Below are 25,858 nucleotides of genomic sequence, written 5' to 3'. Positions count from 1 at the left end.
AGCTTCCGAGCACCACGCGGCCCGGCTCAGCCATCCGAGTCCGAACGCCCCTTGCCTTCACACTTCCATTTTGGAAGTGTGAGCCCCATGAACCTCTTCATCACTTGCCCGGTCGAGAGCGTCGAACGGGCGACCGCCTTCTATACAGCCCTCGGGTGGACTCTCAACGCCGAGATGTCCGACCACAACGTGTCCTGCTTCGCGATCGCGCCGGAGCAGTACGTCATGCTCGGCAGCCGCGAGATGTACGCCAGCGTCGGTGGCGTCGAGGAGCTGATCGGCGGACCGGACACCCCATCCAAGGTCACCGTCTCGTTCGATCTCGGCAGCCGGGAGGCGGTGGACGAGCTCATCGAGCGCGCCGGCGCCGCCGGCGGCCGGATCGGTGACACCGACGACTATCCCTTCATGTACCAGCGGCAGTTCGACGACCCCGACGGCTACCATTACTCGCCGTTCTGCATGAAGGTCGACGCCGAGCCCACCGCGTGAGCGATCTCGCCGCGGCCCTCGAGATCGTGGGGGCTCGGTGGGCGCTGCTCATCGTCGAGCGGCTGCTCGACGGGCCACAGCGGTACGGCGATCTGCAGCGCGACCTCGGCGTCGGAACGCACATGCTCGCCCTTCGTCTGCGCGAGCTCGAAGAGGCCGGGGTGCTCATCCGTCTGCCCCTGCGGCACAACACCAGGGCCTACGCCCTGACCGATCGTGGTCGCGCCTTGCGCGAAGCGATCGTCGCGCTGGCACGCTGGGGCCGCGACGGGGTGCCGTACGGCCCGGCGCGGGAGGCCGGGAGGACCGCGGACGACTAGTGGGCCACGATCGCCCGGATGACGACGTCGACCCCGAGAACGACGACCACACCGCCGACGATCAGGTCGGTCAAGGTGGCGAAAGTCTCCATCGGATTCTTAACTTTCTTGGCCAAGTGCATCGCACCCGCGGTGAGGAGGAACACGCCTCCCGCGACTCCCGCTGGCAGCTCCCATCCGGGCACGAGTGCGAGGAGCCCGGCGATTCCCATGCCGATGTTCGCCGAGCCGAGTTCGCGCGTCAATTGCTTCTCCTGAACGCTGGGCTGTGCCGCCCCGAGGATGGCCGACGTGGGCGCCCGCCCCGATATCTGCGCCACTCCCGCGACCAGCAGACGCGTGCCCACTCCCCAGAACACCCACCACTTGCCGAAGACCAGAACGGGGTCGTCGCCTCCGACCGTCGCAAGCTCGATGACGCTGCAGACGATGGGCAGAACGATCGTCTGCGCACTCACCAGTATGAAGTAGCCCATGGCGCCAGTCTCCTCGACGAACGCTCCCACGCCGAGCGGCGCAGACCGCGCCGCCGTCGAATCCGTGGTTACGCTCGTCGTCATGCCGAACCTGATCCTCATCAACGGGGCCCCGGGATCGGGCAAGTCTTCTCTGGCGAGCGCCGTCGCCAGAGAGAAGGCGCTGACGCTCGCACTCGACGTGGATGTGCTCAAGCACGCACTCGAGCGTTGGGACGAGGATGCGGTCCGCTCGGGGCTCCAGGCGCGACGCCTGGCCGTCGCGCTCACGCGAGAACAGCTGGCCTCCGGATTCGACGTCGTGATCGGGCAATACCTCCCGAGAACCGCCTTCATCGAGGAGCTGGAGCACGTCGCACACGACTGCGGCGCGCAGTTCCACGAGTTCGTGCTGGACGCGGATGCCGCCACGCTCGCGGCACGTCTCAGCGCACGTCGAATCAGAGCTGACCGGCCGGAGCACGACGTCAACAATCGCCTCGTCGGCCCTGCCGACGCCGTGCGCCTCGCGAAATCGCTGGAAGGCCTTCGGACATCTCGCCCGAAGGCCGTGTGGGTCGACGCCGGAGGGTCGCTTGCTGAGACCACGGGCCTCATCCTCGACCTCCTTGACGCGGACGGGTGAAGCGCACGGCGCCGACGCTTCGCGCGCATCGCGACTCCGGCCCTTGCGCCCGGCGCACCGGATGACGCGGCCCTTCCGCTCGATAGGCTTGCGCTCGTGCCCGAACTCGACGACGACCTGCAGTTCGCCCTCCGGCTCGCGGATGCCGCCGACGCCGTCTCCGCGGCCCGTTTCAGAGCGAACGACCTGCATGTGACGACCAAGCCGGACCGCACCCACGTGACCGATGCTGACCGGTCCGTCGAGCGCGCCATCCGCGAGCTGATCGGCACGGAACGTCCGGGCGATGCCGTGTTCGGTGAGGAGTACGGCGACGCGGGCGACGACCCGCGGGCGGCGCACCGCAGCTGGATCATCGACCCGATCGACGGGACCCACAGCTACGAGCGCGGCCTTCCCATGTGGGGCACGCTCATCGCGCTGGTCGTCGACGGCAGACCGGTTGTGGGCGTGGCCAGCTCCCCCGCTCTCGGCAAGCGCTGGTGGGCGGCGACCGGCAGTGGGGCGTGGGCGGCCGAAACGGGGGGCGAGCCGGTACGGCTGCGCGTGTCGGGCATCCGTGCGCTCGCGGAGGCGGCGATCAGCTTTCAGAGCATCCAGCAGTGGGATCGCTCCGGCCACCTCGACCACCTGATCGCGCTGAGCCGCATCGTGTGGCGCGACCGTGCGTACGGGGATGTCTGGGCCTACACCCTGCTGGCGGAAGGACTCATCGAGGTGGTCGCCGAGTTCGGCGTGCATCCGTACGACGTCGCCGCCCTCGTGCCCATCGTCGAGGAGGCGGGAGGGCGCTTCACGGCTGCCGAGGGCGGTGACGTGCTGTGGGACGGCAGTGCGGTCGCGACGAACGGAGCCGTGCACGACGAGGTGCTAGGGCTTCTGGCCGAGTAGACGGCAGCCGAGCGAAGGCTCAGCCGTCCTGCCGCACCTCGACGATCTCCAGGCCGAGGTCCGCGATGCGAGCAAGCAGCCCGTGCAGTTGGGTCTGGTCGCAGAGCGTGCCGACCAGGACGGTCGTCTTGGGCCCCAGCTGCACGGCCTCCATCTCAGGGAACGCCGCGGCGAGGCGGTCGCTTCGGGGATAGGGAAGACGGATCTCGTAGCGCTTCACTCCGCACCTCCCCGTGTGTTCAGGTTGACGCAGCGCGGGAACGCACGCGTCACCTAGCGCGGGTGATTCCCGCTGACCGGTCGGTGGCGCTCCCATCGAGGGGTAACGAGGCCGCGGTCTCCCCCACGGTGCCGGAATCTGCAGGTGCTCAGATGATCCCGAGGCTCTGCGCCACCGCGACCGCCTCACTGCGGTCGGATGCGCCCAGCTTCTGGTAGATGTTGCGCAGGTGCGTCTTGACGGTGTTCACACTCAACGAGTGACGCTGCGCGATCTCGGCGACCGACTGATGCACGGGGAGTTCGGCCAGCACCTCGCGTTCCTTCGCCGTGAGCGATTCGATCACGAGTGCGTCGGTCGGGTAGCCCAGGGTCTCCGGCGGAGCGCACGCCGCGATGCGTCTCGCTTCGTCCTCGAGATGCCCGAACCTGCCGAGGCGGGCGCGCACGAGTCCGATCCCGTCGACAGCGGGCGCAAGGAACGGCCGCTCGGTCCGGTAGCGTACGGCGAGCTCGATGGCACGCGTGGTCAGCGCATCCGCTTCGCCCGTGCGTCCGTTCTCTTCGGCAGAGCGCGCGAGCAGCAACGCGGCGGTGACGAACGAGGCGGGATGCCATGCGCGCGTGCTCGCCGCGGCATCCTCCAGTTGCCGTGCCGCCTGGTCCGTGGTGCGCGACGGCGCGGCGAGCACGTAACGAGCGATGGCGGCCTCCAGAGAGTCGGCGCCGAGAACCGAGTTGACGACCTCCGCTGCCTCCTTCGCACGTGCGCGGCCGTCGAGGCCCAGTCGCGTCGCGACGATGCGGGGCGCCGCGAGCGCGAGGATGCGCGGCACGTAGGGTCCCGTCTCGCGCATCAGACGCTCGATCTCGTCAAGAGGGCGTCGGGGGTTGCGGGTTCTGTCGAGCTGCGGAAGCAGCTCGAACATGCGCGCCGCCACGCTCAGCTCGGGGTCGAGGCCGAGGGGATCGGATGCCGCGACCTCGCCTAGCGCCAGCGAGTCGGTCTCGGCGCACCGCAGGTACCTCCGCTTGGCGGCCACCACCTCCACCCTGCGCCGCACCCGGTCGCGAGCGGGTGAGGTGAACCTGTCGGCGGCCTCCACCAGCCGGTCCTCGATCACGACGGCCTCGTCCCATCGGCCGAGCTCGCTGAGGATGCCGATGGAGAACTCGCTCGCGACGAGGAACAGCCAAGTGAGACCGGCTCGGTGCGCCGAGACCCGTACGTCGTGGAGAACGCCGTTGGCCCGCTCGGATTCTCCAATCGTGGCCAGCAGCCATCCCTCGGCCGTGGCGCACAGCAGGTCCAGGCCCAGGTTCGTCTGCCGTTCGCGCATCGCCGTCGCGTCGATCAGCCTCGACGCGCCGGCAAACGAGGGCCGTTCCCGCACGCCCATGAAGCACCGAACGGCGTCGAGCGCGACCACCCACGCGCCGCCACCCGGACCCAGCGGCCCGGCCGCCGCCTTCTCCGCCTGTGCCACCAGATGGTGCGCGCGCCGCGCATCCGCGAAGGTCGGAGCATCCAGAAGCAGCCGGAGCACGAGCGAGACCAAGGGCTCCTCGTCCTCCTGAGCGAGGCCGGCAAGCGCAGCGGCGATGAGCCTGCTGTGCCCGGCAAGAGCGAGCTCGAGCCCGACTCTGGACAGCATGTCGGTCAGCACCTCGAGGTCGCCGGAGTCGATCGCCTGCTGCAGCGCGTCGGCCGCGCGCTCGTGTGCGGCGTACCAGTAGGCGGCGATCGTGCGTGTGCGGACTGCAGCTGCAGGATCCGCTCTGCGCGCCTCGGCCTGGAGGAACGCCAGCAGAACGGGGTGGAAGTTCATGCCGTTGGCGCTGATGGTGATGAGCGCGTGGGATGCCGCAACGCGGCGAGCGACCTCCGCGACCTCGCCGCTGTTGCAGAGCCGCGAGGCGAGTTCGAACGGCACGTACCGATCGACGGCCACGGCCGTCAGCATGCTCCTGGTCGTCTCGTCGAGGCCGGCGAGCACCTCCGAGATGAGAAAGTCGGCGACCGCGCCGTCGTCTCCCGTGAACTCCTCGACCGCCGCGGAGGAGTCGGGAGTCCGGGCGAGCCACGGCATCGCGAGGCCGATCGCGGCGGCCCAGCCCGCTGTGCGGGTAGCGAGGGCGCTGGCGGCCGGCTCCTCCAAAGGAACGCCGCAGCGTGAAGCGAGCAGCGCGACCTCATCGCTGTCGAAGGCGAGGTCATCGGTACGAAGTTCGAGCAGGCGCCCGGATGCCTGCAGGTGCGCGAGACCCGGTACCGGAGCGTATCTTCCGCCGACGACGACGCGGATCCGTCCCGTCGAGTCGTCAAGGAGGGCGGTAAGAGCCGCCCTCGCCCTGGTGGACGTGATGCGATGCGCGTCGTCGATGAAGAGGAAGACGGGACTCGATGCCGTGTGCAGGCTGCCGGCCGCGTCGGGCAGACCGCCGCCGTGCATCCAGTGCACGAGCTCGCCGCGCGCGGCGAGAGCCCGGGCCCAGTGCGCCATCAGCACGGTCTTGCCTGCCCCCGCTGCCGCCCAGACGGCGAGGGTGTGTCGGTCGCCACGTGCCAGTTGCGCCATGGGCTCGTCCAGGCGCGGACGTTCGATCTCGAACAGCACCTCGGACGGAAGCCCGGAGAGGTCAGGAGCGACGCGAGTCGCGTCTGGTGACTGTGCTGATATGGCCGATCCGGCCGCGCGTTCTCTGCTCGTCGACATGCGACTCCCCCTGCCGGCATGAACACCGCCACACTATCCGCACGCCGGGGTGTGCAGGTAGAGCCGGATTCGCACGACCGCGCGCAGAGATCACCCGAACGAGGTGTACCTCGGCCGCTCTCCTGACGGTTTACTGAGTCGGGCCGCAGGCGCGGCGACTGTGTCAGTACCCCTCGGGTGTGGAGAAAGGACCTGTGCGTTGGACAACTTCTGGAACGTGATCTGGATCATCTTCTGGAGCTTCGCGTTCGTCGCGTATCTGTTCGCGCTGTTCGCGATCGTCGCCGACCTGTTCCGCGATCACAAGCTCAACGGATGGTGGAAGGCGCTGTGGATCCTGTTCCTGATCTTCGTCCCGTTCCTCACGGTGCTCGTCTACCTGATTGCGCGAGGGCGCGGCATGGCCGAGCGCAGCGCGAGAGAGCAGCGGCAGGTGCAGCGGGCGACGGATGACTACATCAAGCAGGTCGCCGGTGCGTCACCTGCCGACGAGATCGCCAAGGCGAAGCAGCTGCTCGACAACGGCACCATCACCCAAGACGAGTACGCCTCGTTGAAGGCCAAGATCCTCGCCTGACGGGAGCAGCGACATGACGTTCTGGACCCTGTTCTGGATGTCGCTCGACATCCTGTTCTTCGCCGCGTACCTCATCGCGGTCTTCTACATCCTGTTCGATCTGTTCTCCGACCACACGCTCAACGGCTGGTGGAAGGCGCTCTGGATCATCTTCCTCGTCTTCGTGCCGTTCCTCACCGCGCTGGTGTACATCGTGGTCAGGGGCCGCGGCATGGCGGAGCGCGCACGCCGCCGTCGGGGCGTCGTACCCGAGGATGACTCGTATCGGCCACGGCCGTCGGCGAACCCGGCGAGCGACATCGCGCAGGCGCAAGCGCTCCTCGATCAGGGAGCCATCTCGCAGGGCGAGTTCGAGGCAATCAAGAACAAGGCGCTCACCGGCAGGTACTGAACCACCCAGCGTGCGCTCGAGGGGACCGGGACGTTTCGTCGCGGTCCCCTCGGACTTCGCCATGGCAGGCCGTCGGATCCGCCCGGGCCGCACCTGCTCCGGCAGCGCCGCTCGCGCATCCCAGCACCGGAGGCACCATCGGGTTCACGGTCGCACGGCCGCGTTCAGCCTGTTATACCTAAAGAGTTAGACCAATCTAACTTTCCACGTACCAGGTGAGGCCGGTGGCGATGACCCAGGAGTCCGTGCGACGCGTGGACGGCGCCACCCGTTCCTCGAAACCGGAGGAACGCCGGCTCCTGTGGCTCATCGGACCGGCGTTCGTCGCGGCCATCGCCTACGTCGACCCCGGGAACGTGGCGGCCAACCTCACCGCGGGCGCCGAGTTCCGCTACCTCCTCGTGTGGGTGCTCATCGCCGCCAACGTCATGGCCGTGATCGTGCAGTACCTCTCCGCCAAGCTCGGCATCGTCACGGGAAGCAGCCTCCCCGAGCTGCTGGGCAGGCGGATGCCGCGCACCGCGCGTCTCCTCTACTGGGCGCAGGCGGAGATCATCGCGGCGGCGACCGACATGGCCGAGGTGATCGGAGGCGCGATCGCGCTGCAGATCCTCTTCGGGCTGCCGCTTCTGGCGGGCGGCCTCGTCGTGGGGCTGGTGTCGATGGGCATCCTCGCCGTGCAGTCGCGACGAGGACAACGCACGTTCGAGTTCGTCATGATGGGGCTGCTGGCCGTGATCACCATCGGATTCGTGGCGTCGCTCGCCGTGAGTCCGGTGGACTGGGGCGCGGCCGCCGCCGGCATCGTGCCCAGGTTCGAAGGCTCGCAGTCGATACTGCTGGCCGCCAGCATGCTGGGCGCGACCGTCATGCCGCACGCGGTCTACCTGCATTCGGCTCTGGCGTTGGACAGGCACGGGGCCTCGGACGACCCGCGGCGAATCGGCCGCCTTCTGCGCGCGAACCGCTGGGACGTGATCTTCGCGCTCGTCGTCGCCGGTTCCGTGAACATCGCGATGCTGCTGCTCGCCGCCGCGAGCCTTCCCGGTGTCAGCGGCACCGGCAGCATCGAGGGCGCCCACCAGGCCATCACGCAGGCGCTGGGACCGGCCATCGGGGTGGTGTTCGGCATCGGCCTGCTGGCCTCGGGCCTCGCGTCCACCTCGGTGGGATGCTACGCGGGCGCATCCGTCATGTCCGGGCTGCTGCGCATGAGCATCCCGTTGCTCGCCCGCCGTGCCATCACGCTGGTGCCCGCGCTGATCGTTCTGGGGATCGGTGTGAACCCGACCTGGGCCCTCGTGGTCAGCCAGGTCGTGCTGAGCGTCGGCATCCCGTTCGCCGTCATCCCGCTGGTCTGGTTCACGTCTGGCACCGGAACGATGGGCACATTCGCGAACCGGATGCCACTCCGACTCGCAGCGATCGCGGCCGTCATCGCGATCGTCGCGTTGAACGGCGCGCTGATCGCACTCACCGCCACCGGCGCGGTCTAGGACTACGATCAGCGCGTGCCCTCCGTGCGACGAAGCCTGACGGCCGCTCAGCGACGCGAGTTCCACGACGCGCTCGATGCGCGGCGGCGAGAGGTGCTGGCCAGGCAGGGCAGGCTGGATGCCTCGCTCAGCGACGCGCGTGAAGCCCGCTCGGGCGGACAGGCCGACGACGAGCACGATCCGGAGGGCCCGACGATGGCCGCGACCTGGTCGCAGCTCACCGGGCTGCACGACGACCTCGAGGTGGAGCTCGCGGCCATCGACCACTCGCTCGCGCACCTGGAGGCCGGCACGTATGGCGTGTGCGTCAATTGCGGCAAGCCGATCGGCGTCGCGCGGCTGCGTGCTCGTCCCTACGCGGAGCTGTGCATCGACTGCGCCAAGGCCCTCGAGGCGCACTGACCGCTCGCGTGCGTCTCAGGACCCTAGCGAGAGGTCTGGTTCCTTCGAGATGCCGAACTCGCGCCGCAGCGCGCGCCGCGCCGCGTTCCATCCGGAGAGCCCGTGCACACCAGGCCCGGGCGAAGTCGACGCCGAGCACAGGTACACGCCGCGCAGCGGCGTCTGCCACGGATCCGGGCCGAACGTGGGACGCGCGATCAACTGCTGGAAGTTCACGGAGCCCGAGGAGATGTCTCCCGCCACATCGTTCGGGTTGTGCGCCTGCAGCTGCAGTGCGCTGCGGCCGGCGCTGGCGACGATCGTGTCTCTGAAACCAGGCGCGAACTCCTCGATGCGTGACACGATCGCCTCCGTCGGGTCGTCGACGGAGCCTGCTGGCACATGCGTGTACGCCCACAGCACGTGCCGTCCTGGCGCACGGTCGGGGTCGACCAGTGTCGGCTGTGCGGTGAGCAGGTACGGATGCCTGGCATGGCGACCGGCCGCCACCGCGCTTTCGGCCGCCGCGAGCTGTTCCCGCGAGCCGCCGACGTGCACGGTCACCGCCTCGCGCAGCTCGGCGTTGCGCCACGGCACCGGGTCCGACAGCACGAAGTCCGCCTTCGCCGCCGCGTTCCCGTAGCGGAACCTGCGGTACGGGCCCGGCCGTGCCATGCGATCGCCGGCCAACTGCAGGAACGCGCGCGGCGTGACATCCAGCAGCGTTGCCCGCGCGGGCGGCAGCTCCTCCAGACGCCGCACCCAGGTTCCGGTCTCGATGCGGCCACCGTGCCCGATGAGATCGTCTGCCAGCGCCGAAGCGATCGCCCCGCTGCCGCCGCGGGGAACGGGCCATCCTCCTGCGTGGCCGAACGCGGCGAGTGCGAGCCCTGGCGCGGCGGAGCCGAGCGACGGCATGCGCTGGATGGTGTGGGCGAACACGCCCGTGAGCAGTGCGGCGGCACCCTCGGTCTCGAACGCCCTGTTCCACAGTGCGCTGCCCTGCGAGAGGGCACGGATGCCCAGCCGCGCGAGCGCGAGCGGATGCCTCGGAACGCGCACGAGCGGCTCCGCGATGACATGAGCCAGGGCGGCTCCGCCGTCCGCGATCAGCGGCGCGAAGAGGCGGCGCCATGCGGCCCCGTCGGCGCCGAGCCCTTCCGCCGTGCGTTCGAGGTCCCGGTAGGCGATGGCGGACCGCCCGTCCTCGAGCGGATGGCCGTAGGAGATCTCCGGAACGATGAGCTCGACCCGACGTTCGAGCTCGAACCGGCGGAAGAACTCGCTCGCCAGGGCCATCGGATGAACAGCCGAGCACACGTCGTGCAGAACGCCGGGAACCGTGAGCTCGGCCGAGGTGCTCCCCCCGCCGATGCGATCGGCTCCCTCGATCACGGTCACGGACAGCCCGGCACGCGCCAGCGTCACCGCCGCGGCGAGACCATTCGGTCCCGAGCCCACGACCACGGCGTCTTCCACGGCTGTCCTTCCCGACGGCTGTCCTTCCCAATCGCGTTCGAGGCGCAGAGCGTCCCCGCCGGGATCCTCAGACCGCACCCCAAACCGCACGCACGGTGCGTCTCCTCCGTTCTAGCCGATCACGACCGCGCTGTCTGTCGGAATCGCGATGCGCGCCGGCCGGGCAAGTCTCAGTCCGCGTGGGTCGACTCGTCGTACCAGTCATCCTCGAACGGTCCCGAGAACTCCTCGCGTACGGCGCGCGCCCGCTCCTGCAGGTGCTGCACGGCATCCTCGGACCCTGCGACGCGACGGCCTGACGTGTTCGGCAACGCCAGGCAGCCATCGATCGCTCCCCTGCCGAGGATCAGCTCGCAGTACGTGTCGCCCTCGTTCATGAAGACCGGAATCACAACCCGGGCGGTACGGCGGTGCTCGAGGAGCACGCACTCGTAGTCGAGTACGGCATCCGCCACGGCGTCTTCTGCGCTGATGCGGGCTGTGGCGACGAGAAGCTGTTTCATGGTCTCCGTCCGTCTTCCGATCGACGACGAAGTGCACACTGCCGACCGCTCGACGGATATTCAACAGTGCGCACCTGCCGGGCATAAGGGCCTGGCGCGGGCTCACGCGACGTGGCATCCTTGAACACCCGACTGGTAGACGCTGCCCGACTGGTTGCCGCTGTCCAGACTCCCTGGCCTGCCCCGGCTGCTTGGCGGTGCACAGGATGCTTGACGCTGCACACGTGCGGCCGTACGCTCCGGGCCATGGTCGAGCCCATCACCTCCCGGCAGTTCCACGAGTTCCCTGGCGTCGCCGACTGGCGCGTGCTCTCGGATGGCGCGACCGCGTACTTCAGAACCGGCTCGTTCGCGAAGGGGCTCGAGTTCGTGAACCGGATCGGCGCCTTGGCGGATGCGGCCGACCACCATCCCGACATCGGTCTCCGCTACTCCGCGGTGCTCGTCAAGCTCATGACGCACGAGATGATGCCGAACGCGTGGCTGAGTGAACGCGACGCGAGCCTCGCGGCTCGCATCTCCGAGGTCGCTCAGGAGCTGGGGATCGCCAGCGACCCCGGTGAGGTGCTGACGCTCCAGATCGCGATCGATGCGCTGGACATCCCCAAGGTGCAGGCGTTCTGGGCCGCTGTGCTGGGGAGAACGGCGACCGAGGAAGACCTCTTCGACCAGAACGCCCTCGCACCGAACTTCTGGTTCCAGCAGATGGATGCCGCCCGTCCCCAGCGCAACCGCATCCACATCGACCTCTACGTGCCTGCCGATCAGGCGGAGGCCCGGATCGCCGCGGCACTCGCGGCCGGCGGCTCGGTCGTGCGGGACCACGGCCCGGAATGGTGGACACTGGCCGACCCGGAGGGCAATGAGGTGGACATCGCGCCGTGGCCCGACACCTGGTCGGGCTGGTGAGCATCACCGGAGAACACTCGAGCAGCGCGCAACAACGACCCAATGGTGGTGGAGGCGCCTCGCGCCTCACGCTCAGTCGTGTGGAGATGGGGGGAATTGAACCCCCGTCCATCGCTGTGGTCATACGCCTTCTACGGGCGTATCCAGTGAAGACGCTTTACTCGGTTCCGGAACTTGCCACTGGCAGCTGATCCGACGAACCCAGTCACGGTTGGAGTCCCTCTACGCCCCATGACGATACGTAGAAGCAATCTCTCTAGCTGACGCCAGGATCCGGGTAGAGAGCATTCCCGGGCTGACGGTCTCTTGAGTCGCTAAGTACGACTAGGCCGCGAGAGCGACCTGGGCCTTAGCGGAGACAGTGCTGTTGGAATTGGCACTTATTTTTTGCAGGGAGCGTTAGCGAGATAACCCTGCATCCTCGACCCGCTTCTCGTAATCTCGCAGACGATGTCGAAACCGATCATCCCCATGAGGCGGGCCGCTGTTGCGCGCTGTCGAATTGTGATGAGATGCATCCGCCGTGACGGCGGCTCTAAAGACTACAACAACGGCCGGGCGCATGTCATGCCCGGATGTGCGAATCTGGTTTCGTGGCTTCCTCAAACTCAGCGCCGGGAACTCTCGAGCGGACCGACGAGGAACTGGACCTGACGCCCCGCCACAGCCTGGACACGCCGTGGCGGACGATCGTCTGGAACGACCCCGTCAACCTCATGTCCTACGTCGTCTACGTCTTCCGCAGCTACTTCGGGTTCAGTCGCGAGAAGGCGACCCAGCTCATGCTGCAAGTGCATCACGAGGGGCGGGCGATCGTCGCCACGGGCACCCGCGAGGCGATGGAGGCGCACGTGCACGCCATGCACGGCTACGGGCTCTCGGCGACCGTCGACAGGGCCGAGAAGTGACGCGCATCCGCCGTTCCGATGGTGAGCTCACGGTCACGATCTCGGACAACGAGTTCATCACGCTCTCTCGGCTCGAGGCCGATCTGCTCGGGGCGCTCGCCGATCGGCTCACGGCCGTCGCGGACGGCGTCGCCGGCGTCGACCGGATGTTCCCGGATGCCTACCGCGACGACGCGGAGGCCGCTGCAGAATTCCACTCACTCACCGACGTCGATCTCGTCACGGCGAAGAGCGAGGCCGCCCGCAGCGTGATGACGGCGTTCGTCGGGGCAGAGGCGCAGCCATCCGGATCGCTCTGGCGACGGAGCGCATCCCGCACGATCACGGCCGACGCCGATCTGTCGCTCGCCCTCATGCGCAACCTGACCGACCTCAGGCTGATGATCGCCGACCGGCTGAGCATCGAAAGCGATGACGACGACGGCAGCAGCGGCGACACGGGCGACCGCATCGTGTACTGGTGGCTGGGCGAGACGCAAGAGCGGCTCGTGACCGCCCTGGCGGCCGACGCTTTCGGCGCCGAAGACCGGTGAACCGGCGCTTCCCAGGGCCATAACTCACGAACGGGCCCCACCACGGCAGAGGGCAGCGGCGCACTAGTTCGCCCGCTGCGCGCGGGCGTCGATCAGCCGCCTAGGGACTACTCGCCCAGGTGATTCCTGCTGGCCATGGCCCGGTCGGCCTCGCGCTTGTCCTGGCGTTCCCGCAGCGCCTGACGCTTGTCGTACTCCCGCTTTCCCTTGGCGACACCGATCTCGACCTTCGCCCGCCCATCCGAGAAGTAGAGCTGCAACGGGATGATCGTGTACCCGCCGTCTTTGATCTTGTTCGCGATCTTCACGATCTGCTGCTTGTGCAGGAGGAGCTTGCGCTTACGCCGCGGCGCGTGGTTGTTCCACGTCCCATCCAGGTATTCCGGGATGTAGACGGCGTCCAGCCACGCCTCTCCCCCGTCGACGAACGCGTATCCGTCGACCAGAGACGCGCGACCCTCGCGCAGCGACTTCACCTCGGTGCCCGTCAGCACGAGGCCCGCCTCGTAGGTGTCCTCGATCAGGTAGTCGTGGCGGGCGCGGCGGTTCGTCGCCACCACCTTCTGGCCACGTTCCCGGGGCATGGGTCACCTCTCGTCTGAACTGGAGCCGACGGACGCCGACCTCGGATGCCTCGCTCGACCGAGCGCGGCAGCCCACCAGCTTACCGCGACCGGCGGTCTGTCAGGACGCGCGTCCTCCGAGGTGCCGGGCCGCGGCCGGGCGGGTACGCCGCGTCAGACGCGGAGGTAACGCCTGATCGCGACGCTCGACGCGAGCGCGGCCAGTCCGATGCCCACCACCACGAGGATCGGGGCCACAATCCAGGCGCTGTCCAGTCCGACGAACGACGTCAGTTGCATCTTCTGCGACAGGTAGCCGCGCACGAAGAACTGGACGATCGCGAAGACGGCGCCCACCGAGAGCAACGAGCCGATCAGCGCCGCCAGAACTCCCTCGAGCACGAACGGGGTCTGGATGAATCCATTCGAGGCCCCCACCAGCCGCATGATGCCGAGCTCCCGTCTTCGGGAGAACGCGGACAACCTGATGGTGGTGGCGATGAGCAGCGCCGCCGCGACGAGCATGACGACGGCGATGGCGATGGCGGTCAGGCTCGCCGCGTTGAGGATGCGGAAGATCTGGTCCAGATAACTTCGTTGATCCGTCACGGATTGCACGCCCGCCACACCGCTCAGACTCTGGGCTATGACATCCGACTGCGTCTGGTTCTTCAGCTTGATCCAGAACGTCTGATTGAGGAGTTCGGGCGTGACGTAGTCCGCAACCGGGTTGCCCTTGAACTGCTTCTTGAAGTCGGCGTACGCCTGCTTGTGGTTCTCGAAGTAGAACTTCTCGATGAACGGCGCCAGGGCCGACGACGACAGCTTGGCCTTGACCGCCGCGATCTGGTCGCTGGTGGCATCCTGCCCCTGACAGGTCGTGCTCACGTCGGTCTCGGTGCACATGTACACCGCGACCTGGGCCCTGTCGTACCAGTACGTCTTCATCTGGCCGATCTGCATCTGCATGAGGATGGCCGTGCCCACGAAGGTGAGCGAGATGAACGTCACCAGCACGACGGAGATCACCATCGAGAGGTTGCGCTTGAGGCCGCTTCCTGCCTCGGACAAGACGAGTGCGAATCTCATGACACCGGCCCCACATCCTGGTTGGAGTCGTCTTCATGGTCGTGCTTGCCCGGCGCGCGCAGACCGAGACGCTCGGCGAGTGTCAGCTCGGCGACGTCGGAGGATTCCGACCGGCGAACGGGTGCCGTCGGCGGGTTCGCGAAATGGCCGTCGAGCACGGACTCGGGCCGGGCGGATGCGTCGCGCGGCACCGCTGCCGCTACCGGCTCCCGCTCCACGCGCGGCCGCTCGCCCTGTTGCGGAGGCGGCGGGGCGGCAGGGCGTCCCTGCGCCTCATCCGACTGCGCGGGTCGTGCCGCGACGAGCGGTGTCGTCTGCACGGGTTGAGCCACCTGATGCTGCTGCGCAGGCGGTTGGGCTGCCACAGCGGCCGGCTGCGTCGCTGCGGCGGGCTCGGGGACCGCTGCGGGAGGCACCTGGGCCTGGGAAGCACCGGTCGCCACCGTCGTGACCGTTGCGGCGTGCCGGTCGGAGCCGCGGCGAGACGCGTGCTTGGCCGCCCTCTTCTCCTCCTTGCGCTCGGCGCGGGTGGGCTTGGACGTGCTCCGCTCGACGGGCGGGGCATCCGCCAGCCTACGGCCGGCATCGATGCCGGATGCCGCGACCGCCTGCTCAGCCGGCGCCGCCACCGATGCCGCGCGAGCGGCCTCGTGGCTTTGCGCGTCCTCACGAGGGTCGAGCACGGGGATGGCAGCCGTGAACCCGTAGCCGCCGTGCCGCTCGTCGCGAACGAGCTTGCCGCCCACGATCTCGATGACGCGCTTCTGCATGCGGTCGACGAGCCCCGCCTCGTGCGTCGCCATGAGCACGGTGGTGCCCGCGGCGTTGATGCGTTCGAGCACGGCGGTGATGCCTGCGCTCGTTGCAGGGTCGAGGTTGCCCGTCGGCTCGTCCGCCAGCAGGATCTGCGGCTTGTTCACGACGGCCCTGGCGATCGCGACGCGCTGCTGTTCACCGCCGGAGAGCTCGTGGGGAAAACGGTGCGCCTTGCCTTCGAGGCCTACCATCGCCAGCACGTCGGGCACCGCCTCGTGGATGAATCCCTTCGACTTGCCGATCACCTGGAGAGTGAAGGCGACGTTGTCGAACACGGTCTTGTTGGTGAGCAGGCGGAAGTCCTGGAAGACCACGCCGACGTTGCGGCGGAAGTACGGCACCTTGCGGTTCGAGATGCTCCCGAGGTTCTGTCCGAGCACGTGCAGCTTGCCCCGCGTAGGACGCTCCTCTCGGAGGATCAGGCGCAGGAACGTGGACTTGCCGGAGCCGGATGCACCGACGACGAACACGAATTCGCCGCGGAGGATCTCGGTCGTGATGTCGTCGAGGGCTGGACGGGAGGTTCCCTTGTAGCTCTTGCTGACGTGGTCGAATCGGATCATGACCCGCTCAGCCTAAGCACTCGCCACCCGCATGCGACCCAGCGACTCACCTCACTTCGAGGGAGCCGAAAGCCGAATCCGCTCGCCGCTGCCGACACTCGCGCCTCCGTCGACATGCGGACGCGCCGCGGCGACCGATCAGTCGACCGGCTTCTGCTTGCGCCAGCGGATGCCTGCAGCGATGAACCCGTCGAGGTCGCCGTCGAACACGGCCTGCGGGTTGTTCACCTCGTGCTCCGTGCGCAGGTCTTTCACCATCTGGTACGGCGCGAGCACGTAGGAGCGCATCTGGTCGCCCCAGCTCGCGGTGATCGTGCCGGCGAGCTCCTTCTTCGCCGCAGCCTCGGCCTCGTGCTGCAACAGGAGCAGGCGGGACTGGAGCACCCGCATGGCGGCCGCACGGTTCTGGATCTGCGACTTCTCGTTCTGCATCGACACCACGATGCCGGTCGGCAGGTGCGTGATGCGCACGGCGGAGTCCGTCGTGTTCACCGACTGACCCCCAGGACCCGACGAACGGAACACGTCCACCCGGATGTCGCTCTCCGGGATGTCGATGGACTCGGTCTCCTCCATCAACGGGATCACCTCGACGGCCGCGAACGAGGTCTGCCGCTTGCCTGCCGAGTTGAAGGGGCTCATCCGCACCAGACGGTGCGTTCCGGCTTCCACGGAGAGCGTGCCGAACGCGTACGGGGCATCCACTTCGAACGTGGCGGACTTGATGCCCGCCTCCTCCGCGTAGCTCGTGTCCATGACGCGAGCAGAGTATCCGTGCTGCTCCGCCCACCTCAGGTACATGCGAAGGAGCATCTCGGCGAAGTCGGCGGCATCCACACCGCCCGCGCCCGCTCGGATGGTGACGACAGCGGGCCGCTCGTCGTATTCGCCGTCGAGAAGGGTTTGCACCTCCAGCTCGCCGATCGTCTTCTGAAGCTCCTGCAACTCGTTGCGGGCCTCGTCGGCGGACTCGTCGTCGCCCTCGGAGTTGGCGAGCTCCACGAGCACCTCGAGGTCGTCGAGGCGCTGCTGGATGTTGTTCAGTCGCGACAGCTCGGATTGGCGGTGACTGAGTGCGCTGGTGACCTTCTGCGCCTTCTCGGGGTCGTCCCACAGGTCGGGCGCGCCGGCTTCCTCGCTCAGCCGTTCGATGTCGGCACGCAGCCGTTCCACGTCGACGACCGCGCGGATGTCGGCGAAAGTGGCGCGCGCGTCGGCGATCTGTGCGCTCAGGTCCAGTTCGATCATGACCGCCCAAGCCTAATGGCGATTGAGGTGAGTGCCTTGAATGCGAGCAGTCAAGGCCGAGCCGATTGAGCCGCCGAGCGCCGCAGCCGCGAACAACAGAGGTGCGAAGGGTGGGCGCCGCTCGCACCCAGCCGCCTGAGAGCGGGTTCAGAGCGGGTTCAGGGCGGGTTCAGGGCGGCACGAGTTGGTATACCAACGCCGTAGGCTGGGACGCGCCATGACCTCGAGCGACGCGCCCTTCAGCATCCGCGACATCGCCCTTGCCGCGTTCCTGCCCACGGCGCTGTTCTCGATCGGCGAGGGCGCCGTCATCCCGATCATCCCCGTGCTCGCGCACAACCTCGGGGCAGGGCTTGCTCTGGCGGGCTTCATCGGCGGCATGATCATGGTCGGTGAGATGATCGGCGACATCCCGAGCGGCTGGGTCGTGTCGCGGTTCGGCGAGCGCAGATCGATGATCGGATCGGCGCTCCTCTGCATCGTGGGGCTGGTCATCTGCCTACTCGCGCCCGGCGATCTGATGCTGACGATCGGCGTCTTCCTGATCGGCCTCGCCACGAGCGTCTTCGCGCTGGCCAGGCACGCCTTCATGACGGGATACGTGCCCCAGCGCTACCGCGCGCGGGCGCTGTCGACCCTGGGCGGTGTCTTCCGCGGAGGCTGGTTCGTCGGCCCGTTCATCAGCGCCGGCGTGATCGCCCTGTTCGGCAACCCTCACGCCGTGTTCTGGGTGCACATCGTGATGTGTCTCGCCGCGACCGTCGTGCTCATCGTGGTGCCGGATCCCACCGAGAAGATCGTCGCGACGACCACGGCAGGCGCGAACGGCGCCAGGTCCGAGACCATGGTGGCGACAGGAGCGACCGCGCTTCCGGATGTCGGCCGCGAGGAGGCGAGAGAGCGCACCGCTGGACTGTTCCGAACCATCTGGACGAACCGGGCCGTGCTGCTGCGCATGGGCACGTGCGCGTCGCTCATCTCGGCCCTGCGGTCGTCGAGAACCGTCATTCTGCCTCTCGCCGCCGTCGCCATCGGGCTCCCTGCGGCCAACACGGCGCTCATCATCGGCATCGCCGGCGCCGTCGACTTCGCGCTGTTCTACACCTCTGGTCAGATCATGGACCGCTTCGGACGACTCTGGTCGGCACTGCCGTCGATGCTGGGGCTGAGCATCACGCACATCGCGCTCGCCTTCGTGATGGACCAGACCTGGTTCACGGTGGTCGCGGTCGCCATGGCGGTGACGAACGGGGTGGGCAGCGGCATCCTCATGACCCTCGGTGCCGACCTGGCTCCGCGAACGGACCCCGCTCCGTTCCTCGGGGCGTGGCGCTTCACGAACGATGTCGGTCAGGCGGGCGCTCCGCTGCTTGTCTCCGGCGTCACCGCGCTGTTCTCGCTCGCGGCGGCATCCGTCACGATGGGGGTGCTCGGGCTGATCGGCGCCGGGATGCTCGTGCGCTACGTTCCGAAGTACGTGCCGCGCAAGCGCGTGCTCGCTGGCGGCTGAGGCTCAGCATCCTGCCGCTTGTCGCGTTGCGGCCGCAAGCGCATTCTGGAGGCGAGTCCTCTGGCAGGAGGTGGCGTGCCTGTGCAGACAAAGCCGTTCGCACTCGCTGTGGTCGTCGTGGCGCTGTGCTCTGCCCTCACGATCGCTCCGGAGCCCGGCGCGGCCGCGGATGCCGTTCCCCACGCGGCCACGAGCTTCGTCGTGCGTCCGGGCGACGACCTGAACGCCGTGGTCGCACAGGCCGGGGCGGGCGACACGATCGTGTTGAGCCCCGGACGCTACCGCGGTGACGTGCGGGTTGACAAGGCGCTCACCCTCACCGGGGACCGCGCGACGATCGACGCACCCAAGGGCACAACGGGCATCTCGATCACCGCCGACGGCGTCACCGTGGATTCGGTGGCGATCTCGTGCGCGGAAGGCGCCGGTTCGCAGGGCATCCGCGTGACCGCCGATCATGTGCGCATCGTGGACTCTCCCGTGCTGCAATGCCAGACCGGCATCGTCCTCGACCATGCGAAGGACGCCTACCTTCAAGGCGACGCGCTGCTCGGAGGCGATGCCGCGGGCCGCTCATCGACGGGTGTCGCGGCCAGTGGAGCCGACGGTCTCACCATGCTGAGTAACATGTTCGACAGCGTCGCCACCGGAGTCGCCATCGACGGCACGACGGCGCCGCTCGTGGATGCCAACACGTTCACCGGCGTCGGCACCGCCGTCTCGCTGACCTCGGTGACGAATGCCGTGGTGCACGGCACGATCGTGATCGGCGCGCGCGGGCCCGCCGTGTTCATCAGCGACAGCCGGGCTTCCGAGATCGCGCGGCTCAATCCTTCCGGCGAAGGAAGCGGCGATGCGGCAGCGATCCGGCTGTCGGCGGTGGCCGGGCCTTCGTGGATGGTCACGATCGAAGACACGGACTTCGCCCACTTCGCGACCGGTCTGCAGATCGATGCGGGTGCCATCAGCGCGGAGGTGATCGTAATCGGCAGCACGTTCTCCGGTGTGAGGGGTGCCGCGATCGACGCGTCGCCGTCTGCCGGCGGCACCGTGGATGCCAGCATCGGCGACTATTTCGGCGGCTGCGGACCCCGGGCTCCAGACCACGGCTACGACGGGGGCGGAGCGACCGTGACCGACCCGCAGCTCCTGGTCTCGTATCGGGCGGACAACTGCGGGAGCGGTTCCCCCTCGACACGGCAGTCGTTCTCCGGCTCGACGGCGCCGAGCAGCTCCGTAGCGGGCGGGCAGGCCCTCCCGACCACTCCCCCCGCGACCGCCCCGGCGAGCGCCGACCACGGCGAAGGCGGCGGTCCGTCCGGGATCGATCTGCCGTCGGCGCTGGGCTCCGTTCTCGTCACCGTCGGTGTGTCCCTTCTGCTCGTCGTCTGCGCGGGCGGCGTGCTGTACGCCATCCGACGCAGCCGCAACGTGCACTGATGGCAATGGGCACTGACCGCCACGTGCACCGATCAATGGGCACTGATCAATGAGCACTGATCGGCACATGCACTGATTGCGAAGTGCACTGATTGCCACGTGCACGGGTCCGAGAACCGACGGCGTGAGCGCACAGCCACACAGCGCACTCCGCACAGCGCACACCGCGGGCTTCGCCTCACCAGAACACGCTGCGCGCTGTGGAGGTCACGCCGATGCGCAGCCCGGCCGGAACCAGCATCGACACCACAGGTGGGCGCCACATCGCGGACAGGCGCACCGTCGCGCTGCGGCCGTCCGAGCTGATTGCCTGCTCGACCTCGAGCCCCTCGATTCCGCCCGCGACGGGGGTTGCGAGGAAGTCCGACACCGCCGACCGCACGGACGAACTCTCCAGTACGGGTCTCGGATGGCCCTCGACCACCTGCACGGCGGCGAGGTCGTACGCCTCGGCTCCTGCGAGCGCTGCGGCGTCGGCCACCGAGTACAGGCGCTCCCGATCCAGGTAGAGCGACGTCACGGCAGACACGAGAAACACGAGCACGAGGCAGAGGAACGCGTAGAAGGCCACGAGCGGAAGGATGGATCCGGTCTCCTCCCGGAGACGTGTGGAACTCGCCCGCCACCGGTCGGCGTGCGGGACGCCTGTCCGCTCTAACGCTTGCCATTGAGGAGAGCTGCCAGCGAGTCGTCCCGCTCGCACGCCACTCAGGGCGATCAACGGGCGCCCCACAGTCGTGAGACTCGATTCGTGCTCGCCGCCTGCACGGTGACGGACGCGTCGCGGCGCAGATCGAGCACGTCGGGCACGAGCGGAAGCGGCGCTCGCACCCGGACGGTGACGGAGACGATGCCCAGACGGGTGAGGCAGGCATCCGGCTTCGGCGAACAGTCGACGCGCACGTCGGCGGCGTCCTTCGGCAGTCCGAAGTCGGCGAGGGCGAAGGCGACCGCCGCCGACGCCTCCGCCGCGGCATCCGCCTCGTCGTCCGCTTGCACGTAGACCCTTGCTGCCTGACGCGCCGCCCCCGCTGCGGCGAGTTCGGCGCCCTGGATGCCGGCGAGCGCCACGATGAGATACACCGTCGGCACCAACAGGATCAGACCGGCCGTGACGAATTCCAACGCAGCCGTACCTCGCTCGGACGCCAGCCTCCGCGTCATCCCGCCATGATGGACGCCGGGAGCCGTTCCTCGCTTCGATCCCGCGACGCCGCTGTCGTCACCGGCCGAGCGTCTCCACGGGAGCATGGCCGCTCACCTCCAGCGCGTGGTCCGGACCGAGGAGACCTGCCACCGGCAACGGGGCGCGGACGGTGACCGTGACGGACGGCACTCCTCGGTACCTTCCATAGGCGGCAGACACGGTTCGGCCGTACCCGTCTCCCAGAGCAGAGCCGATGAGGTCCCTGGTGCGCTGCCTTCCGTCGGCGAGCGTGTTGTCAGCGAGCGCGGCGATGTGCGCGCCCTCGGCCGCCGCGTCGATGAGGGTGTTCCGCACGAGGAGCGCGAGTCCCAGTTGCAGCACGGCGACTGTGAGCACGGTGAGGAGCGCGCCGACCATGACGAACTCCGCCGGTGCCGAGCCCCGATCATCACGCCACCCGGTCACGGTCAGAATGACGTGACGCGATCGATCGCCTGCTGGAAGACGCCGCTCAGCGCCGGACCCGCCAAGCCCCAGATGATGATGACGAGATTAGTTGTACTTATTAGTGGGGAATTAGTTCAAACGACGGCAACGGCGGCGCGATGGATGGAGCGGTGGGCGCTCGTCTACGTGCTCAGGAAGCGCCTCGATGCGAGGTGAGCGGACGAATTGAATGGAGTGCGTGCGTAGCCGCGTGCGCGCGTATGCGTGTGCGTGCGAGGAACGCACACACAAGCGGGTTCGGCGGCGCTTGGGATTTTGTGTCCGAGTGTCGCCGGCGAGGGCCGATCGGCCCTCGCACAGGGGGCGGCGGTCCGCCGAATTCGGCCGATAGGGTGCGATGCGTGAATACCGGAACCGCGGCGCTGACAAGGCGTTCTATTGGTCCGGCAGCCTCGATTGTCGCGAGTGTCGTTGTCCCATGGATTCGCGACGTTCCGGACGCGAACGGCAGCGGTGGGCTGCGCTTGCCGGGCTTACAAGAGCCATCTTTGGTGCGTTGACCTCCAACGGCATCGCGCACCCGACCAAGCAGTCCAAGAACCTGCTGAAGCTCGCGGCAGACAGGGGCTGCATCATGATGGAACTGCAACTTGCCAGCGGAGACGCGGACGCCCCGCTTACGAATGCGGTGATGGTCGGATTCCCGCCAGCGATGAGCGATCTCGCTCTATCTGGGGACTTTGCGGGTTATGCGATAACGAGGAGTAGCGGCTATGGCGGATCTCGGTGAACGCGAACAGTATCGCCAGCGGCGTCGAAAGCCGCGTCCGGCAAGGGAGCCCACGGAGACTCAAATTCACAAGGACGTCTCCGACGCATACGATTTGGTGCCGGAACTCGGCAACGGCTATCGCTGGTACGACTGGCCCTATCGGTTCCTGTACTGGTTTGGTACGGGCTGGCGGCGAAGGCTCTATCCGCGAGCGTTCGGCACGCGCGTCTGGCGAGGGCTTAGCTGGCTCATCCCCTTCAATGAGCATGACCGTAACAAGGTATGGAGTCGGGAAAACTGGCTCAGGAACATCTTCGTTGCCGAAGACGAGCATGTGAATGTCGCGGGCATCTGGCTCGTGGAGTTGTTCCCGCCGACCGAGCTGCCCTCGCTGGAGGCCGCTCTCGATCGGAATGGTTGGAACAAGAAGCCCCTGACCATGCCGCTCGATGGAAACAATCGGGAGAAACTATCCAAGGCTCGGGCGGCATCGGGGCTGATGTGGTGGCGGCTCGCCGACCTCATGGACTGGGACTCGAACTGGCTGTCTGGTGGTGACAGTATTCGTACAAGGTTGCCCGATGAGTTCACGATGATCGAGCTTCGAGCGGTCCAGATCGGTCCCAGTTTGACTGCGGTCATTGCAGAGTTTCACCTCACAGACGAGGCGGCCACGGCTCTCGACGGCGAGTGGCACAAGACGCACGAGCCGATATTGATGCGGGGGAAGCCCCGCTGGAGGTCTCTCAATCGGAAGGAAGCCGCGTACTGGCGGGTTCAGTCGAAGCGAAGGCAGTTGCACTCAGCGGCCCGGGAGTGGCTCACCGACAAGCTGCCGGGATTCTTCACATCGAACGGAGAGCAACTTCCATTGCTTGACTTGATGCTATTCGACAAGATTGACCCGACGACCGCTCCGCCGGCGAACTTGTCTCGGGAAAAGGCGGTCGCCCGCGAAGATGCCTACCGTGCGCTAGGTATCTCCACTCACGAGTACTACCAGGCAACGTCGCCGGACCTGCCAAAGCTCGTGCTCTCACCGCTCGACGGTCGGATGCATGGGGCTCTGGGTGAGGCACCGACGTGGACTCTATGGGGCAGACGAGACGCCGTCGTGAAGGCTCTGGGCGAAGGAGGGCTTGCCGGTTACGGGGGTACAGATACGAATCGAGCAATCGCCTCTCGGCTCGTTGACAACATGTTCAATCTGTTCGTCATGCTGGCGGTGTCGGAGTTTCTTCATGTGACTGGCAAGAAGTACGCGGTGCTCAGAGATCGTGCCAGCACGAGGCACGGCAAGTTTCGTCCGAGGGCTCTCCGCGAGCTTCGCAAGAGCTTCCTCACGTTGAGCTTGAACCTGTCGAGCGTGCAGCCTGACGTGAGCGACTTCTGGAGCCGTAATTGGCGGTGGGACGGTGATGCCCAGTTCACGTACAACGTCGCTCCTCGATATAAGGCGATGGATCGCAAAGCCGGACGCAAAATTGACGATCCGATCGATTACAACGCTGATCTCAAGGAGCGACAGGAGAAAGAGTTTGCTCGGCTGATCGCGGCCGACCGTGACTACCGCGATATCCTCTCGACCGTTGCCTCGCTGGGGGCCTCAGCGGACAGCTTCAAGCTAGGTCGTATCGCCCTGTGGGTCGCCATAGTGTCCCTCGTCGTCGCCGTGGCAACGGTCCTTCTATCGGAGCTCAGCGGCAACAGTGTCCTTGGTTGGTTGTGGACTCTCCTCAGGAACTGGGCTGGCTGGGCATGAATAGCCCCCCAGTTTCCGACGGGACGGGTGCTTCGGGATCATCGCCCGACAAGCGGTCTGTCGCGGCTCAATCGACTCCGTCAATGAGCTGGGGTCGGGATCGCGCGTCAGTTCACGGCACTTCGGCTAGCTCACGGCCCGGACCAGCCCTCACTGGCAGCAAGCGTGAGCCTCGAACGGTTATTCACTCGCGTGAACCGCCATCGCACCGTAGCCCGTATTCATCGGCCCGATTCGGGGCTAAGGGCGTGGACGCCCGGTCAGTTATTCCGCGCGGCTAGTCCATGGAACACGTGGTCCGGTGAGCCATGCGCCCACCTGACGCCTCGGGGAGAATTGAGCGTTCATCTGCCGCCCAGAAGTCTTTCTATGCGGGCGAGGATGCGAGTTCAATGGAGCGCACGTGTGCATGGGGGTGCAAGGATCACTCGGAACAGCGGGCAGCGGCGCTCGGGGTCTGTAAGGCGAGTCCATCAAGAAGGCTTGTGACGCCTCGGTTTAGCGCTTACGGCTAGTCCCAATCGTGGCACGCATCACCGACTTGAGTTCTCCTCTGGCCGCAACAGCCTCCTCGACGGCCTTGCGACCCCTCATCGCTGAAGCCACCCGGTTCAGCGATCCCTCAACCGAGTCAGGCCCGAGCACGGTGAATTCGGCAGCGCATGCGTGAAACCCATCCGCCACCTTGCGGAGGCGGTTCTCGATACTGTCCAATTCTGCCTTGCGAGCCGCTGTCGGAAGTTCGATCGCTTCCTCTCGTACTCGACGGACATCGGCGTCGATGTCCTCCATCTGGTTGATCAGCGTAAGAACGGTCACGAACGCCGCGTAGCGTCGCTCGCGCAGCCATCTGCGATGCTCGCGCCGCCCCTGGATCCATGCTCCAATGAGGCCACCGGCGACGGTGAGAAGCGCACCCGCGAGTACGCCGAGCGCACCGATGACACCTACATTCATGCGCTCAATCTAGCGACGGCCGCAAAGCGTCCCTGAAGAACACCCAGCCAGTGCCGGTGGTTTGATACTGAGGATTCCTCTAGTATGACAACCAGAGGCTCCCAGCCATTGCGACCTATATCGGGGACGCGTGCCACTTCGCCGACTGCCCAACCGAACCGGATCGGCGTTGAGCTACATGACTGGAGATCCCGCAGCACACCCGACCGCCGTTCGAGCATGGCGCGTGGGTGGCACCTGTTGCGCGATTGAGTCTTTGAGCGTGACGACAAGGTTCTCGAACCTCTGCAGCCTGTCGCCTGCACCGTCGCGAACCCGGAGAATTGGACGCTTCTAACGAGTGCGCCACGTAAGGTTGACCCGCATTTTGGTCGCACAAGGTGGCTGCGGCATGTCGCTCGGTTCCCCTAGAGTCTCAACGAGTAGCGGAGGCGAGCGAGTGAACGTACGGGTACCCATTCAGGGGGACACGTTGCGCTGGGCGCGGGAACTCGCATGGTTTGACACCGTGGAGGTTGGGAAGGCCGCTGGCGTTTCCGCGGCCCAGGTCGAGGCATTCGAAGCCGGTGAAGTCGAGCCGACGTACCGGCAACTCACGTTGCTATCCAAGAAACTCGACCGTCCTCC

Annotated in this window: 28 protein-coding genes and 1 other RNA gene; 15 read left to right on the top strand and 14 right to left on the bottom strand. The window is 67.2% G+C overall.

Going from position 1 to position 25,858, the window contains the following annotated elements; all coding sequences use genetic code 11:
* Positions 1 to 87 precede the first annotated feature (87 nt).
* Complete coding sequence (locus VHB92_RS09170; protein WP_325453445.1) at positions 88 to 492, top strand: VOC family protein; 405 nt, start codon at positions 88 to 90, stop codon at positions 490 to 492.
* Complete coding sequence (locus tag VHB92_RS09165; protein ID WP_325453444.1) at positions 489 to 812, top strand: helix-turn-helix domain-containing protein; 324 nt, start codon at positions 489 to 491, stop codon at positions 810 to 812. Before VHB92_RS09170 ends, VHB92_RS09165 begins: the two co-directional genes overlap by 4 nt.
* Here VHB92_RS09165 and VHB92_RS09160 read toward each other — a convergent pair.
* Entirely contained in the window at positions 809 to 1,372 is a 564-nt protein-coding gene (locus VHB92_RS09160; protein WP_325453443.1) for a DUF6790 family protein, read from the bottom strand. The two genes, VHB92_RS09165 and VHB92_RS09160, sit on opposite strands and share 4 nt — an antisense overlap.
* Between VHB92_RS09160 and VHB92_RS09155 the strand changes: the two genes are divergently transcribed.
* Positions 1,371 to 1,913, top strand: coding sequence for an AAA family ATPase (locus VHB92_RS09155; RefSeq protein ID WP_325453442.1), 543 nt, complete (start codon positions 1,371 to 1,373; stop codon positions 1,911 to 1,913). The genes VHB92_RS09160 and VHB92_RS09155 overlap by 2 nt on opposite strands.
* Before the next feature lie 96 nt (positions 1,914 to 2,009).
* Positions 2,010 to 2,804 carry an inositol monophosphatase family protein gene (locus tag VHB92_RS09150; protein ID WP_325453441.1) on the top strand — a complete coding sequence of 265 codons (795 nt, stop codon included), beginning with the start codon at positions 2,010 to 2,012 and terminating at the stop codon, positions 2,802 to 2,804.
* A 19-nt stretch (positions 2,805 to 2,823) separates the two neighbouring features.
* On the opposite strand, the gene VHB92_RS09145 is transcribed toward VHB92_RS09150, so the two are convergent.
* Together VHB92_RS09145 and VHB92_RS09140 are read right to left on the bottom strand one after the other, a co-directional pair.
* Entirely contained in the window at positions 2,824 to 3,024 is a 201-nt protein-coding gene (locus VHB92_RS09145) for a hypothetical protein (RefSeq protein ID WP_325453440.1), read from the bottom strand.
* 148 nt (positions 3,025 to 3,172) lie between these two features.
* A complete protein-coding gene (locus VHB92_RS09140) occupies positions 3,173 to 5,740 on the bottom strand; it encodes a LuxR C-terminal-related transcriptional regulator (RefSeq protein ID WP_325453439.1) in 2,568 nt (855 codons plus the stop codon).
* Between the two features lie 199 nt (positions 5,741 to 5,939).
* On the opposite strand from VHB92_RS09140, the gene VHB92_RS09135 reads away from it, so the two are divergent.
* The 4 genes from VHB92_RS09135 (at position 5,940) to VHB92_RS09120 (ending at position 8,606) form a co-directional block, all read left to right on the top strand.
* Complete coding sequence (locus tag VHB92_RS09135) at positions 5,940 to 6,317, top strand: SHOCT domain-containing protein (protein ID WP_325453438.1); 378 nt, start codon at positions 5,940 to 5,942, stop codon at positions 6,315 to 6,317.
* 13 nt (positions 6,318 to 6,330) lie between these two features.
* The gene (locus VHB92_RS09130; RefSeq protein WP_325453437.1) at positions 6,331 to 6,708 is read left to right on the top strand and encodes an SHOCT domain-containing protein; all 378 of its coding nucleotides are present in this window, start codon (positions 6,331 to 6,333) and stop codon (positions 6,706 to 6,708) included.
* Between the two features lie 230 nt (positions 6,709 to 6,938).
* Positions 6,939 to 8,204 carry an Nramp family divalent metal transporter gene (locus tag VHB92_RS09125; protein WP_325453436.1) on the top strand — a complete coding sequence of 422 codons (1,266 nt, stop codon included), beginning with the start codon at positions 6,939 to 6,941 and terminating at the stop codon, positions 8,202 to 8,204.
* A gap of 15 nt (positions 8,205 to 8,219) precedes the next feature.
* The gene (locus tag VHB92_RS09120) at positions 8,220 to 8,606 is read left to right on the top strand and encodes a TraR/DksA family transcriptional regulator (RefSeq protein WP_325453435.1); all 387 of its coding nucleotides are present in this window, start codon (positions 8,220 to 8,222) and stop codon (positions 8,604 to 8,606) included.
* Positions 8,607 to 8,621: 15 nt separating this feature from the next.
* Here VHB92_RS09120 and VHB92_RS09115 read toward each other — a convergent pair whose 3' ends face one another.
* Both VHB92_RS09115 and VHB92_RS09110 read right to left on the bottom strand, forming a co-directional pair.
* Positions 8,622 to 10,064 (bottom strand): NAD(P)/FAD-dependent oxidoreductase, encoded by a 1,443-nt coding sequence (locus VHB92_RS09115; protein WP_325453434.1) that lies wholly within the window; start codon positions 10,062 to 10,064, stop codon positions 8,622 to 8,624.
* Between the two features lie 170 nt (positions 10,065 to 10,234).
* The gene (locus tag VHB92_RS09110) at positions 10,235 to 10,567 is read right to left on the bottom strand and encodes a hypothetical protein (RefSeq protein ID WP_325453433.1); all 333 of its coding nucleotides are present in this window, start codon (positions 10,565 to 10,567) and stop codon (positions 10,235 to 10,237) included.
* Positions 10,568 to 10,813: 246 nt separating this feature from the next.
* On the opposite strand from VHB92_RS09110, the gene VHB92_RS09105 reads away from it, so the two are divergent.
* Positions 10,814 to 11,476 carry a VOC family protein gene (locus tag VHB92_RS09105; protein WP_325453432.1) on the top strand — a complete coding sequence of 221 codons (663 nt, stop codon included), beginning with the start codon at positions 10,814 to 10,816 and terminating at the stop codon, positions 11,474 to 11,476.
* 78 nt (positions 11,477 to 11,554) lie between these two features.
* Here VHB92_RS09105 and ssrA read toward each other — a convergent pair.
* Positions 11,555 to 11,947, bottom strand: a transfer-messenger RNA (tmRNA) gene (gene ssrA, locus VHB92_RS09100).
* A gap of 173 nt (positions 11,948 to 12,120) precedes the next feature.
* Here ssrA and clpS point away from each other — a divergent pair.
* Both clpS and VHB92_RS09090 read left to right on the top strand, forming a co-directional pair.
* The gene (clpS, locus tag VHB92_RS09095) at positions 12,121 to 12,384 is read left to right on the top strand and encodes an ATP-dependent Clp protease adapter ClpS (protein ID WP_414653095.1); all 264 of its coding nucleotides are present in this window, start codon (positions 12,121 to 12,123) and stop codon (positions 12,382 to 12,384) included.
* On the top strand, positions 12,381 to 12,917 hold the full coding sequence (locus tag VHB92_RS09090) for a DUF2017 family protein (protein ID WP_325453430.1): 537 nt from the start codon (positions 12,381 to 12,383) through the stop codon (positions 12,915 to 12,917). The genes clpS and VHB92_RS09090 overlap by 4 nt, the downstream gene beginning before the upstream one ends.
* A 107-nt stretch (positions 12,918 to 13,024) precedes the next feature.
* Here the strand turns inward: VHB92_RS09090 and smpB are convergent, their stop codons facing one another.
* The 4 genes from smpB to prfB form a co-directional block, all read right to left on the bottom strand.
* Positions 13,025 to 13,501 carry an SsrA-binding protein SmpB gene (gene smpB / locus VHB92_RS09085; RefSeq protein ID WP_325453429.1) on the bottom strand — a complete coding sequence of 159 codons (477 nt, stop codon included), beginning with the start codon at positions 13,499 to 13,501 and terminating at the stop codon, positions 13,025 to 13,027.
* A 153-nt stretch (positions 13,502 to 13,654) separates the two neighbouring features.
* Complete coding sequence (gene ftsX, locus VHB92_RS09080; RefSeq protein WP_325453428.1) at positions 13,655 to 14,569, bottom strand: permease-like cell division protein FtsX; 915 nt, start codon at positions 14,567 to 14,569, stop codon at positions 13,655 to 13,657.
* Entirely contained in the window at positions 14,566 to 15,948 is a 1,383-nt protein-coding gene (gene ftsE / locus VHB92_RS09075; protein ID WP_325453427.1) for a cell division ATP-binding protein FtsE, read from the bottom strand. Before ftsE ends, ftsX begins: the two co-directional genes overlap by 4 nt.
* 138 nt (positions 15,949 to 16,086) lie before the next feature.
* Complete coding sequence (gene prfB, locus VHB92_RS09070) at positions 16,087 to 17,196, bottom strand: peptide chain release factor 2 (RefSeq protein WP_325453426.1); 1,110 nt, start codon at positions 17,194 to 17,196, stop codon at positions 16,087 to 16,089.
* Positions 17,197 to 17,413: 217 nt separating this feature from the next.
* Between prfB and VHB92_RS09065 the strand changes: the two genes are divergently transcribed.
* Positions 17,414 to 18,706, top strand: coding sequence for an MFS transporter (locus VHB92_RS09065; RefSeq protein WP_325453425.1), 1,293 nt, complete (start codon positions 17,414 to 17,416; stop codon positions 18,704 to 18,706).
* A 75-nt stretch (positions 18,707 to 18,781) separates the two neighbouring features.
* Positions 18,782 to 20,146, top strand: coding sequence for a right-handed parallel beta-helix repeat-containing protein (locus VHB92_RS09060; RefSeq protein ID WP_325453424.1), 1,365 nt, complete (start codon positions 18,782 to 18,784; stop codon positions 20,144 to 20,146).
* A 178-nt stretch (positions 20,147 to 20,324) separates the two neighbouring features.
* Here VHB92_RS09060 and VHB92_RS09055 read toward each other — a convergent pair whose 3' ends face one another.
* From VHB92_RS09055 to VHB92_RS09045, 3 genes are all read right to left on the bottom strand, one after another.
* Positions 20,325 to 20,729, bottom strand: a complete 405-nt coding sequence (locus tag VHB92_RS09055; RefSeq protein WP_325453624.1) for a pilus assembly protein TadG-related protein — start codon at positions 20,727 to 20,729, stop codon at positions 20,325 to 20,327.
* A 134-nt stretch (positions 20,730 to 20,863) separates the two neighbouring features.
* Positions 20,864 to 21,271, bottom strand: coding sequence for a hypothetical protein (locus tag VHB92_RS09050; protein ID WP_325453423.1), 408 nt, complete (start codon positions 21,269 to 21,271; stop codon positions 20,864 to 20,866).
* Between the two features lie 97 nt (positions 21,272 to 21,368).
* A complete protein-coding gene (locus tag VHB92_RS09045; RefSeq protein ID WP_414653087.1) occupies positions 21,369 to 21,710 on the bottom strand; it encodes a pilus assembly protein in 342 nt (113 codons plus the stop codon).
* A gap of 803 nt (positions 21,711 to 22,513) precedes the next feature.
* Here VHB92_RS09045 and VHB92_RS09040 point away from each other — a divergent pair.
* Positions 22,514 to 24,274 (top strand): hypothetical protein, encoded by a 1,761-nt coding sequence (locus tag VHB92_RS09040; RefSeq protein WP_325453421.1) that lies wholly within the window; start codon positions 22,514 to 22,516, stop codon positions 24,272 to 24,274.
* A gap of 498 nt (positions 24,275 to 24,772) precedes the next feature.
* Here the strand turns inward: VHB92_RS09040 and VHB92_RS09035 are convergent, their stop codons facing one another.
* On the bottom strand, positions 24,773 to 25,231 hold the full coding sequence (locus tag VHB92_RS09035) for a hypothetical protein (RefSeq protein WP_325453420.1): 459 nt from the start codon (positions 25,229 to 25,231) through the stop codon (positions 24,773 to 24,775).
* Between the two features lie 439 nt (positions 25,232 to 25,670).
* On the opposite strand from VHB92_RS09035, the gene VHB92_RS09030 reads away from it, so the two are divergent.
* A partial coding sequence (locus tag VHB92_RS09030; protein WP_325453419.1) for a helix-turn-helix transcriptional regulator occupies positions 25,671 to 25,858 on the top strand: 188 nt, incomplete at its 3' end.

The sequence above is a fragment of the Humibacter sp. genome, assembly GCF_035547335.1.
In the GTDB taxonomy this organism is placed as follows: domain Bacteria; phylum Actinomycetota; class Actinomycetes; order Actinomycetales; family Microbacteriaceae; genus Humibacter.
The sequence above is the reverse complement of the archived record's forward strand: the minus strand, read 5'-3'. Positions and strand labels throughout refer to the sequence as shown.